This window comes from Ruficoccus sp. ZRK36, from assembly GCF_019603315.1.
GTDB lineage: Bacteria > Verrucomicrobiota > Verrucomicrobiia > Opitutales > Cerasicoccaceae > Ruficoccus.
Genome location: NZ_CP080649.1, coordinates 1,968,989 through 1,982,221, shown reverse-complemented (window position 1 = coordinate 1,982,221; position 13,233 = coordinate 1,968,989). Strand labels below are relative to the sequence as shown.

The window sequence follows — 13,233 nt, the reverse complement described above, 5'->3', positions numbered from 1 at the left end:
CGCCTTTACTGGTTGGCTTGAACCCAGCCAACGCGCCTGACGTTCACACCTTCGAGGATGAATCCCGCCCGTTCCCATTCCGCTAAAATTGTCCTGCTCGCCCTCATGGGGGTGTTCACGATTGCGATCTGTCTATACAGCCTGAACACCGGCCCGGTTGAGTTTTCCTCCGGAGAGACGGCCCAGGTACTGGCCTACCGACTCGGCCTCACCTCAGAGCAGCCTGCCGTGCTCACAGATACCGTCGTCTGGGACCTGCGCCTGCCGCGCATCGTGCTCGGGCTGGCTGTCGGGGCAGGCATTTCTCTCGCCGGAGCGGCCATGCAGGGCCTGTTTCGTAATCCCCTCGCCGACCCTGGCATCATCGGTGTCTCCAGCGGGGCGGCAACCGGCGGCGTGCTGGCTATCTTGTTTGGGGGCATCATCGCCGGAGCCTCTGCCCACCTCGTCCAGTATATGCTGCCCATTTTCGCGATGGCCGGGGGCGTTGGCGTGACCTTTCTCATTTACCGACTCTCCAGCATCGGTGGCCGCACCCATATCGCCACCATGCTGCTGACAGGCATCGCCATCAACGCCATCTCTGGAGCCCTCATCGGCTACGTGGTGACGCGCTTCGCCGACGACACCCAGATCCGCACCATCACATTCTGGACTCTTGGCAGCCTGGCGGGTGCGAACTGGCAGAGCGCCCTGCTCGTAGCGGGGCTGACCCTGGCCGGGGGCGCGTGGGTCCTCAGCCAATGGCGTGCCCTCAACGCCTTTCTCCTCGGCGAGGCCGAGGCCTTCCAGCTCGGCGTCAACGTCCAGCTCGTCAAGCGGGGCCTGATCTTCGTCACCGCGGCAATGGTGGGCATCACCGTGGCCGCCTGCGGGGTCATCGGCTTTGTGGGGCTGGTTGTCCCGCATATGATCCGGATCAGCCTCGGTCCCGACCACCGCTGGCTGCTGCCCGGATCGGCCATCCTCGGCGGTGCCGTCCTCGTCGGAGCGGACCTCGGCGCACGTACACTTGTCGCCCCTGCCGAGCTGCAGATCGGCATCCTCACCGCCCTGATCGGTGGCCCGTTCTTCCTCGGGCTGCTCCTGTCCGCCAAACGCAAGCTCTCTATCTAGTCCCGATGCTCGAAGCCCGCCAACTGACCTTTTCCTACGGTAAGCACGCTGTGCTCGACGGCGTATCGCTCAGCCTCCAGCCGGGTAAGCTCGTGGCCCTGCTCGGCACCAATGGCGCCGGTAAATCCACGCTTTTGAAAATCCTCACCGGTGAGCTCACCCCCAGCAAGGGCGAGATTTTACTGGAAAATAAAGCCCTCCACGACTGGCACACGCGCGACCTCGCCCAGGTGCGCGCCGTCCTCCCTCAAGAGCCACGGCTGGCCTTTAACTTTACCGTCCGCGACGTCGTGCTCATGGGCCGCACGCCCCACGTCCAGCGTGGCGAGACTCTCCGGGACCGCGAGATCTGCCAGCTGGCCCTGCGCCGCGTCGATCTGCAGGATTTTGAAAACCGCTACTACCTCGAACTTTCGGGCGGCGAGCGCCAGCGCGTCCATCTGGCACGCGTTCTGGCCCAGATCTGGGAGCCCCAGGAGCAGTGCCCGCGCTATCTGCTGATGGATGAGCCCGTGGCTGGTCTCGACCTCGCCCACCAGCATGGCACCTTGCGCATCGCCCGTGAGCTGGCCGCCGAGGGTGTGGGGGTGCTTGCCATCCTGCACGACATCAACCTCGCCCTCAGCTATGCCGACGAGACCGTGCTCATCAGTGGCGGGGCTGTAGCGGCGGACGGACCGACCTCCGAAGTCCTGACCGAGGCACGCGTCGAGGATGTGTTTAACGTCCAGGCAGTGCTCCATACCGATAAAAACGGTGCCCCCTTTATGCAGACGCTGCCCCGCGCCTAACCGCCCTGGACTGCGCAACCGGCCGGGGCCTTTGGACCGGAAATATCTTCACCGGTCCAAAGACGGCAAAGCGACGAAAAGGCATTGACAGCAACGCCATCGATCGGTTGTTTACCCGCTTTACTGGCCGCAACGTCAGTTACGGTCTGGAGAGGTGGCAGAGTGGCCGAATGCACATCTTTGCTAAAGATGCGTGCCCCAAAAGGGTACCGAGGGTTCAAATCCCTCCCTCTCCGCCACTTTTTGCCCTTCTACGGAAGGGCTTTTTTTGTAACTAGCTGCCGGGTCCGAAAGGCTCCCAGCACACCCCAGAAAAATCCCTTCGGGGGCCTTGCCATTTCCCATAAAGGCCGCGAAGGTAGCAGCCATCGGAGCGAGGACGACCTCGGCTTTTAGCATTCAAATTGGGGACGGCCCCAGCAATCCCCATGAATGATGCATTGGTTAATTCTGATTGTCGCTGGCCTGCTGGAAATCGGCTGGGCCGTTGGTCTCAAATACACGGAAGGGTTTTCCCGCCTGTGGCCTACCGTCGGAACGGTACTGGCCATGGTCCTGAGCATATTCCTGCTCGGTGTCGCGATGCGCGCGCTCCCCATGGGCGTCGCCTATGCGGTATGGGTCGGGATCGGCATCGTGGGTACGACGGTGATCGGCATGCTCTTTTTAGGAGAGCCTGCCCATGTCATCAAAGTCGTCTGCGTCCTGCTGATCATCGTCGGGATTGCCGGGCTTAAGATGAGCACGACTGCGAGCTGAAGGTCGGCTAAAGGCAGGTCCCGTATCGTTTATCAGGACGGGGCAGCAGCCCGTAATCGCGCCCCTGATGGGTGATGCAGGCGTTACAATCATGTACGAGTAGCGCCACCCTTTACAGGCGTACGACAAGGGCAATACTAGCCCGCATGTGCTGCGTAGGACCCCTCCTGCCGACAAAGACCCCCTGCCCCCTGCCCCTGCGAAAAACGCTGACGACGATCAGCGATGCTCGGCTTTTGCCAGGCAAAAGGCACGTCACGGGATGTGCCCAGGTACCTTCGCAGCCAGTTGCTTTGCCATCTCGTTAACCCCACGTATAAATCGTTATGCCAAGAGTCAAAACCCCGATCTCATGTATCGCCCTCCTCGCATGCTGCTGCATCCCGATGTCTCAGGTGAATGCCGAAATCCTCTTCGAGGACGGCTTCGAATCCGGAGACTACACCACGAAATGGAATACCAGTGCCGAAGGACCAACCTCGCTGATCGAGGTCGTTTCCAGCCCCGTACGCAGTGGCAGCTACGCCGTCCACATGAAGACCACCGGCGCTAATGGCGACCGCCGCGCTGAGCTTGTCCCCATCACAGAGAGCTTCTATTGGGAGCAGGAGTACTGGCTCGGCTTCAGCTTCCAGGTCAGGCAGTATGTCGGTGAGTGTGGTATTATCGTCCAGCACCACTCAGTCCCCCACGACAGGGACTGGAGCGTCGGCGCCGGCCCCAACGGCTTTACCCTAAAGGCCTTTAGCGGAGGCTTTCTCGATCTGCATGTGTCGACCAATGACGCCATCATCCATAAAACGCCCGATGGGACCGGGGCTGATTGGGGGCAAATCAGGGTGCCCCTCAGATTCACAAAGCACGTCTGGTATGATGTGGTGTGCCACTTCCGCTATGCGGCCGACTCTACCGGCTTTTGGGAAGTCTGGATCAACGACGAGCTCGTCTATCGCGATGCGGGCCCGAACATCGGCGTGTTGGACCGCAGTGGCACAAACAGAGATCCTGAAGAGTACCTGAAAATCGGCCTCTACCCGTCCAGAAACGGCGCAGACGGAGAGGTCTTCTTCGACGAGATCCGTATCGGCGACGCCAACGCCAGCTATTACGACGTTCGTCCCGCAATGATCGATTGAGGATCAGGACACGGCGATCAGCTCGCCCGTCTCCTCTAACCTTCCAATGATAAAGCCCTCGGTGAAAGCCGGGGGCTTTTTCAATGCGCGCAGCACTCAGGATGAGCAGACTCGCAGGATGGTCGTCTGCCAGAGCGAAGCGCCCCCTCCCCTCGCTACAAACGTGTGTTTGTAGAGCGTCCCTTTACAGGCATACCTCGGCAACCATACTGGTTCGCATGTGCTGCGTGGGACCCCTCCTGCCAACAAAGACCTCCTGCCCCCTACCCCTGCGAAAGCTGCTGAAGACGATCAGCGACGCCCGTATTTTGCTCTGTACAAGGCGCACTACGTGACGTGCGTCACAGCCCCGCAGCCCGTTGCTTTGCCATCTCGTAACCCCAAATATAAAACGTAATGCTAAGAGTCAAAACCCCGACCTCATGTATCGCACTCCTCGCATGCTGCTGCATGCCTATGTTTCAGGCCGATGCCGAAATCCTCTTCGAGGACGGCTTCGAATCCGGAGACTACACCACTAAATGGAGCACCAGTATCGACGGGCCTACCTCGTTGATCGAAGTCGTTTCCAGCCCCGTACGCAGCGGCAGCTACGCCGTCCATATGCAGACATTTGGCGCCAATGGCGACCGCCGTGCAGAGCTCGTCCCCATTACCGATCGCTTCCAGTGGGAAGAAGAGTACTGGCTCGGCTTCAGCTTTCAGGTCTGGCAGCAGGTGGAGGAGTGCGGCATCATCCTACAGCATCACTCCGTCCCCCATGACAACGACTGGAGCGTCGGGGCCGGGGTCAATGGCTTCACCATGCAGGCCATGGTGGGAGGCGACCTCTACCTGCGCATGTCCACCAATGACGCCCTCATCAATGTCCCTCCCCTCACAGGAGGTGCCGTGCAGGGGCAGATCAAGGTCCCGCTCCGATTCTCAAAATTCGTCTGGTACGATGTCGTCTGTCACTTCCGCTATGCGGCTGACTCCTCTGGCTTTTGGGAAATCTGGATTAACGACGAGCTCGTCTACCGTGACACCGGCCCCAATATCGCGACCCTGGACCGGAGCGGTACTGCCAGAGATCATGAAGAGTACCTGAAGATCGGCCTCTATCCGTCCAATGGTGGGGGGGACGGAGACATCTACTTCGACGAGATCCGTATCGGCGATGCTAACGCCGACTACTACGACGTCGTCCCTCAGTAAACGACGCAGCAGCCAACGGCGGCGATAAACCAGCGTCGCCCGCCAGTATTCTAAATAAGAAAGCCCTCGGTGAAAACCGAGGGCTTTTTAAATGGATGGCAGAGCCGGGATTTGCCCGAGGAACTTCAAGTCGTTCGTGACAGTCCCCCCCTGTCCACATGCGTTCGAAACGAGCCGCAAAAGGACAATCAGAAACCTGAGCTCAGTCCGCCTTGTAGTAATGGTTACCCTGACTGGAGACCGGGAACTCATCCGTGCGGAAAGGTGCTGCTGGCAGGCCACTGCTGTTGTACAGGTTTCCGCTTGGGTTGTTACCCCAGCTGTAGCGGACCGCGATGGGCTCCTTAACGCTATCGGACCAGACAACGACCTGATCCCCCTCGATCTTCGCCTCGGCCCAGGCCCATTTGCGGTCCTTCCCGCAAACGGCGAATCCTTCCAGCTCACTTTCGGGACTGTTGCGGACGAGCGGAGCAGTCTTTCCAGACAGTGAAGAGAGTACGTACGTGTCAGGAACCGATTTAGCCTCCAGACCATCCCCGACATGGGAGAAACTCAGTACGAGCTTGTCGCCCTCAATGTCCATGGACTCGAACATCGGGCCGAAAGGCTCCACATCCTGACCGTAGGTCTCGGCCAGCGCGATACGGGCCAGACGGTCGCCGACATCGGACTTGTTGCGCGCATGTACGTCCTTGGCCTCGCCCAGATCGATCAGCACGGCCATACCGGTATTCGGCAGGTCGAGAGCAGCAGCCTGAGATTCGCGTGTCGCTGCCCAAGCCGATTTCTCGGGCGTCCTCTGTTTGTCCCCGATATTAGCCAGCTGGCAAAAATAGAACGGAAAGTCACCCTGCCCCCACTTTTCCCGCCAATCCTGGATCATGAGCGGAAAGGCGATGCGGTAATCGTAGCCACGGCTGACATTACTCTCCCCTTGGTACCAGATCACGCCCGAGATGCCGTAGCGCAGGATCGGGGCGATCATGCCGTTGTAAAGGTATGTCGCCACATCCTGCCCTCGCAGCGGATTGTCCAGCGCCTGCGGCATGGAGGTTTTTTGCGCGGGAGTGAGCGGCGGAAGCGTGTACTCGACCTTAGCCTTCAGGCCATCGATAAACGGCGCGAAATCGCAATGCACATCAACTTTCTCTGTGTTGCCGTAGGGGGCATAGAAGCGGATAGCCACGACATTCTTACCCTCTTTCAGGTGAGGAGCACTGATGTAATAGCGATAGGTGTAGCCCTTCCCCGGATAGTTTTCAAAGGTCCCGGTGCTGACCTTTTCACCGTTCCAGTAAACTGTCGGGAACGCCTCCATACTGCCAATACGAACGGGGATCTTCCCGTTGAGCATGTTGGCGGGGATGTTTACCTCCCCACGCAGCCACACCACGCCATCCTCGGGCAGGTCGCCTCCGAAAATTGTGCTCGGCATATCAATACGCTGCCAGTCTGTCGTGTCCACATCCATGCCTGCATAGGCTTCGACGTCCTTCGGGAAATGATCTTCGCGGCCCGTATCTTTCAACCACTGGGCGAAAGCCTTATCGTAGGCTTTTTTGCGCGGCTTGTACTCGATCTGGTCCTTGATCGCCTTATCGCCACGTGCTTTCAGGTCTGCGTTCTGAGCGATGGCGTCCTGACTCATCCAGGCCTCAACCGGTGTCCCGCCCCAGGCGTTAAAAAGCAAACCGACCGGCACATCCAGCTCCTGCACGAGCGACTTGGCAAAGAAATAACCGACGGCGGTAAAGCGACCCGCCGTTTCCGGGCTGCATACGACCCATTTACCTTCGCACTCCTCGCGCGGCTCAGGGATAGAGACATACGGGGCAACCTGGAACTGCCGGATCATCGGGTAATTACTCTGCGGAATCTCTTCGGCACTACTGCGCTCCCGCTCAAGCAGGAAGCCCATGTTCGACTGCCCGGAGGCCACCCAGACCTCGCCCACCAGCACATCATGGACGACGAGCTGGTTCTTGCCGGTCACCGACATCTCAAAGGGGCCGGGGGCCGAGTCGCTCAGGTCGAGCTCCACCTGCCAGTTTCCGTCAGCATCGGCTGTCGCCGTCGCCGTTGCATCTGCGAGGGTCACTTTGACGGTTTCGTCCGGTGCGGCTGTCCCCCAGACAGGGGTGTCCGCAGCCTTACGCAGGACCATGTGATCGGAAATAATCGCAGGTAGATTCACCTCAGCGGTGGCAGTAATGGCCAGCATCATACTGGCAAACAACAAACAGGATTTCATTGGGAAGAATGGCGTTAGCAATCGTTAAAGGGACAAGCACGGGCACACAAGCAGGGCTACCCCGTGCCGACAGTAACATCGGCTATCACAGTTTATTTCTCACCCTCGACGTGTCCATCGAAAAAGAGCACGTTGGTCAAACCATGGCGGGGAGGTCCGACAGGTTGATTCGTACTCGGGCGATAGGCCGGAGCGACTCCATAGCGATCCCGGATCGCCCACTGACCGGCCAAGGCGTAGTGGCTGTCAAGCTGCAGTAGTGTCATCGGCTCCATGTTGCGGCCATAGCTGCCAGATACGAGTCCCCAGGGGCTCATGTTCGTGTTGGTGTCTGAGCGGATCGAGTGCGCAGCCACGTAGGAAATCTCATCGTCCTCCGTCGAGGGGCAGCGGAACTCCAAGACGGGTGTGGTCCACAAGAGCCTGATCGGCGCTGACTCCGGGTAACTACTCCCCGCCCCTTCATTTGGGTGGCCGATATAGGGCAGTAAATAATAGGCGAGGAAGCGACGGTCATCCGGCCCTGCCTTTTGGCTGTTATAGGTCGGCCCTGGAAGTTTACCGCCGTGGTCGCTGGCATACAGGTGCATCGCCACTCCAATCGAGCGCAGGTTCTGGACGCACTTGGTTTGATTACTGTCCCGCATGATCGTGGAGGCCATGGGGACCAGCACAGCCGCCAGCACGGCCAGGACAACCATTACGACCATGAGCTCGACCAGCGAAAATGCAGGGCGTACATTATCAGACCATCGGAACCGTGTGGTATGACTGGAATTTAGCTGGGGCATGGGGGGTAGTTTCTCCAGGGTTTCGATTAGGGAGTCTTTCGCATTTTTACCGAAGTGTTAAACCCAAGATTAAGGCTGCTTACGAATTACATAGATGGGCTCAACAGACAGGGGAATGGTAGAACTATCCAGACTGTTACCCAGCACATCCCAGACCTCGGTATCCTTCTGCTTCAGATACTCCTGCACGCTTCCATCCACACTCCACAGCACGGAGATGTCCATCCCGTCATCCTGGACAAAGCGATAGCCTTCGATACCGTCCTGAGGCGTTACGTAGCCCTTGCTGGTGGCACCATCGACCAGGCTGGCCAGAACCGCGCTAACTGCCATCACCGGGTGAATTGAGCGATCGTGCTCCACCGTGGGGAAGCCCGACTTGGCGCCCCGGCTCTGGTGGAAATATATGCTGTAGTAAAAGAAGCGCTCAATGCCCGCAGCCATCTGCGTCACATCAAAGCGGACAAGATGGGCCATCTGCTGGCGGATCATCATCTCGTCATCTTCGTTGGCCCAGTACCACGAGGTGGTTACACCGGGACCGCCCTCGGTATCCCAGATCGGTTTGGGCTCACCGTACTTAGCCATATAGCCGTCGAACTTCTCAACGATCTTGTCGGCCTGCGAAGGGTGGCCGCCGTAGAGCGAGGGGTTATAGTTATGGACGGAGAAGATGTCGAAGTAGTCCAGCCCGGTAATGGCCAGTACTCCAGCGGTAAAATCATCCCCCTGCTTGCTATGGGCAACCGAGTTGACGCCGACGATGACCGACTCAGGGTTGGCATCTTTGGCCGCATCGTAGGCATACATGAGCAGGTCGGCATACATCTCTGACGAGAGCCCGAAACGGCTTTCGTTGGCCCAGGGCTCATTCCAGACCTCCCAGTAGTCAACGCGGCCCTTGTAGTGCTCCACCGTTTTGTCCACGTAACGGGCCCAATACTCATAGGCGTTGGGGATATCCGGCAGGTTATAGACAGAGTGATTACCGAGCAGGGCACGCGGCTCTTTCATCGCCCAGGGCGGTGCACCGTCGAGCATGCCAAGAATCTGCAGTCCAGCGGCACGGGCGGCATCGATGCCCTCGTCCTGGAAGACAAATTCACCCTTGTTCTCTTCCACGTAGCGCCACTTGGTGAGGTTACTGGTATCATGCAGGCGCACCCAGCGGAACCCCGTCCCGCGCAGGATCTCGATCAGCTCGGGAGTCAGGTGGCAGTGAGCGCCAAAGAAGGACTTCTCGGCAGGAAGCTCGCGGGGCTGCGGCAGGCGGGCAAAGATCGCCTCAACGGGTGCCGACAGATCGTTCCCCTCGGCATCGACGACCTTACCGCGGATCATAAACATCCCGCGGGGTCCCTCTGCTGAAGGTTCGATCTCATACTCCATACGTGACTGGGGGGCCTCGACTGTTGTGGCAGGCAGCGCCAGATCCGGCAGCGTGACATTTTCACCCTTTAGGGCATGCACTTCCCAGCTCAGATGCGCACCCTCAGGGAGAGGTTCACCACCTGTCGTGATAAGCACCGGAGCAGCTTCCCCATCGAAAACAATTCCGCCCGGACGCGTGACGTTGATCCCCAATTCAACCGGCCATGCGGCTATATACTCTTCGGTCGCTTCCGGCTTTTCTTCGATTTGCGCAGCGTCAGCCCAGATCGTTGTCGCCTTATCCGGCCACAGTCGCAGGACAAAACGTGTCATCTCGCCATAGGGCAGCTCCGCCGAGACCGAAAAGCGCTTCCACTCCTTTTCGATCATGATCCGCTTTTGGCTATCCGGAACACCATCGATGTAAAAAGTCGCCATCGTCGGCCGACTTGCCTTAAGCATAATCGAGGCTGTATGCTCACGATTGAAATGGTACGGCACAAAGGGCGAAGCCACTAGCGCGGCGCGGGCATCGGGCACATCAATGCGCAGGGATTGAACCCCATCGACTTTTGTCTCGGTGTCAAAGCTGGGACGATCGTCCTGAAACTCCGTGCGAATGGCGTCCTGCAGGTAGTTATATTCACGTACCCATACACCCCATCCACCGGAGAGTTCTGTCTCGAACGAACCGTTGTTGAGCAGGTTGCCCTCCCGGGGAGGAGCCTCCGAGCCGGCATCACCCATATTCTTAACCGAGGCGTCATCCACCCAGATCGTGGCGGAACTATCACCCAGCTTGGGTATCCCCAGCATGAAAAAGGCTCGCTCACCCTCCTTAGACATCCCACTGACCGAGTACTCCCGCCACTCCGGCGAGATAACGATGTGCTGCTGCGAGACGGCACGGTAAGGCTTTTTCGTCATTTGAAACGACAGCGTCGCCGTCACAAACCCCGACGCCCGCAGCCACATAGAGCCACGGTAAGCCTCCCCCGCCTTCATCTGTACGGGCTGAACGAACTGCAAGCGCCCGTCCTTCATCGACTCGATAGCAATCTGCTGAGCGCTATCTCCACTGTGGGCATCCAGTCCTGAAGCCTCACTGTAGTGCACCACCACCGGTGCCCACGAGGAGTTATCGCTCCATCCCTTGGCGATTTCCCCCGTCACAGTCGCCTTGCCACTTATCCCATGTGACGTGCTGACTGCTGGTGTATACGGCGCCTCAAAGCCGGGGTTGGTCAAGGCTGACGATGGCTGGTCAGCCTTGACCACGGAGCCAGCCATAACAGCCAGCGTGCCGATCAACATACATACTCTTATTTTATACGAATTTTTCATTTTTGAGGCGTCAAGCAACAGGGAGATACCTGTCTACTGTGGGTGATCAGGGGATTTTTTAAAACGAAATACGATCTACTTGGAGGCGCGGCGGCGAAGCAGCGCCAGCAGCAGTAAGACACCACCGAGGATCATTGCGGACTCGCTCGGCTCGGGGATGGCATCAGCGGCGCGGTAGGCCTCGATCTCGGAGATCGACAGGACGCCAGAAGCATCAGTCGTTGACCCAAACATGCGGATATCATCCAGCATACCGTCAAAGGGGCGGCCGTTCCAGCCCTCGACATTACCGATCGTCATGTCTGCATCCGTAAAGGCAACCGTGCCTTCTGCACTACTACGGGTGGCATTCTTGACGACCGAGGTCTCCTTATCCCCAATGTAGAAAACAACATTGTTCGTGGTCGCAGTACCATCGTAGGTCACAGCAAAGAACACCCATTCCCCTCCGGAATGGAAAGTGCCACCTCCCGTACTGGAGGGATAGTTCTCACCATTAATTTTCAGCCCAAGAGAACCAACCGTACCCCCCGATCCAAGCGAATAGGACAGGCGAACCCCCACCGGGTTTTCACCACTCGTATTATACAGATCCAGGATATTCCCGGACGACCCTTCAAGGGCGGTTGTATTGAGCCAACCGGTGATCGTAAAGGACGCCTGTGAGTCCATGCTGAAGGAGCTCGAAGCTTCAGCACGTCCCCCGACAAAACTCTGACCGGAAACGGTTCCCATACCGGTGGACGCCGTATTGTTAAAGCTGAAATCGGAAGCCGAGCCCGAAACACCGGAGCCTGCGCTACCATAGAGGTCCGCGGCCTGATTATCACTATTGAGCATGTTCAGGTCGGCATTGGCGAGCGTGCCGGTATTTTGGACGGTGGTGCCTGTCCCGTTAAAGAGATACTCCACCAGCATGGTCTGGGCGTTTGCCAGAATGGGGGTAACAATCAGGGCTGTGCCCCCGAGAAGAATGGATCGTATATTCATAGCTATTGTTGGGATATTTGTCTTTTCGTATGTTGTCGGTGGAGCCAGATTAACTCCATGTCGGCAAATCTATGTGCCTATACACCGACTTCACAAGACCGCCTCTATGCAAACCGTCGCACAGCGTTGTTTACATTCATAAACAACTCATATAGTAGGAAAAGAAGCTGCTAAGCATGATGTAATTCTTAAATGCGCCCGCGCGCTTTCCGCTTATCTACCCTACTGACAAGACCTGAACCTGCCACTCTCGGAATCCCATGAAGGAGAAAAAGACCCATGTAGGCGTCACCATGGCCGACGTTGCCCGCCTGGCCAACGTTCATATTTCTACCGTATCGCGTGCGCTCAAACATGACCCGCGCATTACAAAGACGGTACAGGAAAAAGTACGTGAGGCAGCGGACTCACTGGGCTACCGCCCGAATCCCCTCATCTCCGCGCTCTCCACCCTGCGCCATCAGCATGCTCAGCTCACGACTCCCACGGTATTAGCCTACGTCCAGCACCAGAGGGACTACATAACCGACCACTTTAACGGCGTCACCAAGGTTGCCGACCTCAACGGGTACAAAGTCGAGATTTTCACGATTAATCAGGACATGTCCGAGAAGCGGTTGAACCAGATCCTGATCAACCGCAACATTCGCGGCCTCATCCTCGCCCCCCTGCCCGAGGCTCACGGATCGTTTAACTTGGACTGGGAGCACTTCGCCTCAGTCTCGCTGGAGTACTCATTCACCGAGCCCCTGCTGGACCGGGTCGTCCCCGACAGCTTTCACTCTGTCATCCGGGCGATGGAGCAATGCGTAGCCATGGGGCATACGCGCATCGGCCTCGTGCTCACACGCCGGGTCCATGAGAAAAATGAAGGTCTGCTCACCGCCGCGTACACCTACTTTGTCAGCCTGCACCCCGAGCTGGCCCATATCCCCACGCTACTGACCCGCCGCACCGATAATGAAGAACCCATCGATGCATGGATTAAGAAGGAGAAGCCTCAGGTCATCATCAGTTCGAATCACCTGCTGCCCAGCATCGAGGCACGACTGGCGAACATGGACATCGAAACCCCGGAGAATGTCGGCCTCGTCAATCTCAATGCGAATGTGAACGACCCCAGAATGTCCAAGTACTCGGGTATCAGCATCAATGCCGAATTTATGGGAAATCAGGCCGTCGTTCACCTGATTCATAAGCTGAACAACAACCTGTTTGGAGTGCCTCCTGCCCGCATCACCATCCAGACCGACAACGAGTGGGTGGATGGGCATACCCTCATCGCAGCCAGCCAGATGGAGCTGCCTGCCGCATTCCGTAAACGCAAGCGCACCACCGGGGCCTAGACAGCGGCCTCCCCTTTGCAACTTGCACCGACTTACTTTGTACGATGAAAGCCGAATCCTAACGGCTAACCCCAACTCGTTTCCTGCGATTTCCTGCCCCTCCCAGAGCGCCCGCTCGGCCCGTTTAAACACTGCCGT

10 protein-coding genes and 1 tRNA gene are annotated in these 13,233 nt (G+C 58.1%); 7 read left to right on the top strand and 4 right to left on the bottom strand.

Annotated elements, in window-relative coordinates:
• Nucleotides 1–57: 57 nt before the first annotated feature.
• From K0V07_RS08710 to K0V07_RS08685, 6 genes are all read left to right on the top strand, one after another.
• On the top strand, nucleotides 58–1,116 hold the full coding sequence (locus tag K0V07_RS08710) for an iron ABC transporter permease (RefSeq protein ID WP_220621004.1): 1,059 nt from the start codon (nucleotides 58–60) through the stop codon (nucleotides 1,114–1,116).
• A 5-nt stretch (nucleotides 1,117–1,121) separates the two neighbouring features.
• Nucleotides 1,122–1,907: a heme ABC transporter ATP-binding protein gene (locus K0V07_RS08705; RefSeq protein WP_220621003.1), complete on the top strand. Its 786-nt coding sequence runs from the start codon at nucleotides 1,122–1,124 to the stop codon at nucleotides 1,905–1,907.
• 148 nt (nucleotides 1,908–2,055) lie between these two features.
• A tRNA-Ser gene (locus tag K0V07_RS08700) sits at nucleotides 2,056–2,146 on the top strand.
• A gap of 196 nt (nucleotides 2,147–2,342) precedes the next feature.
• Entirely contained in the window at nucleotides 2,343–2,666 is a 324-nt protein-coding gene (gene sugE, locus K0V07_RS08695; RefSeq protein WP_220624080.1) for a quaternary ammonium compound efflux SMR transporter SugE, read from the top strand.
• Nucleotides 2,667–2,992: 326 nt separating this feature from the next.
• Nucleotides 2,993–3,802 (top strand): heparin lyase I family protein, encoded by an 810-nt coding sequence (locus K0V07_RS08690; RefSeq protein WP_220621002.1) that lies wholly within the window; start codon nucleotides 2,993–2,995, stop codon nucleotides 3,800–3,802.
• 396 nt (nucleotides 3,803–4,198) lie between these two features.
• A complete protein-coding gene (locus K0V07_RS08685) occupies nucleotides 4,199–4,999 on the top strand; it encodes a heparin lyase I family protein (RefSeq protein WP_220621001.1) in 801 nt (266 codons plus the stop codon).
• A gap of 202 nt (nucleotides 5,000–5,201) precedes the next feature.
• Here K0V07_RS08685 and K0V07_RS08680 read toward each other — a convergent pair whose 3' ends face one another.
• The 4 genes from K0V07_RS08680 to K0V07_RS08665 all read right to left on the bottom strand — a co-directional run bounded on the left by K0V07_RS08680 (nucleotide 5,202) and on the right by K0V07_RS08665 (nucleotide 11,749).
• Nucleotides 5,202–7,253 (bottom strand): sialate O-acetylesterase, encoded by a 2,052-nt coding sequence (locus K0V07_RS08680; protein ID WP_220621000.1) that lies wholly within the window; start codon nucleotides 7,251–7,253, stop codon nucleotides 5,202–5,204.
• Nucleotides 7,254–7,345: 92 nt separating this feature from the next.
• Nucleotides 7,346–8,044 carry a DUF1559 domain-containing protein gene (locus K0V07_RS08675; protein ID WP_220620999.1) on the bottom strand — a complete coding sequence of 233 codons (699 nt, stop codon included), beginning with the start codon at nucleotides 8,042–8,044 and terminating at the stop codon, nucleotides 7,346–7,348.
• A 69-nt stretch (nucleotides 8,045–8,113) separates the two neighbouring features.
• Entirely contained in the window at nucleotides 8,114–10,729 is a 2,616-nt protein-coding gene (locus tag K0V07_RS08670; RefSeq protein ID WP_220620998.1) for an endo-1,4-beta-xylanase, read from the bottom strand.
• Between the two features lie 105 nt (nucleotides 10,730–10,834).
• The gene (locus K0V07_RS08665; protein ID WP_220620997.1) at nucleotides 10,835–11,749 is read right to left on the bottom strand and encodes a LamG domain-containing protein; all 915 of its coding nucleotides are present in this window, start codon (nucleotides 11,747–11,749) and stop codon (nucleotides 10,835–10,837) included.
• A gap of 260 nt (nucleotides 11,750–12,009) precedes the next feature.
• Between K0V07_RS08665 and K0V07_RS08660 the strand changes: the two genes are divergently transcribed.
• A complete protein-coding gene (locus K0V07_RS08660; protein WP_220620996.1) occupies nucleotides 12,010–13,095 on the top strand; it encodes a LacI family DNA-binding transcriptional regulator in 1,086 nt (361 codons plus the stop codon).
• Nucleotides 13,096–13,233: the final 138 nt, after the last annotated feature.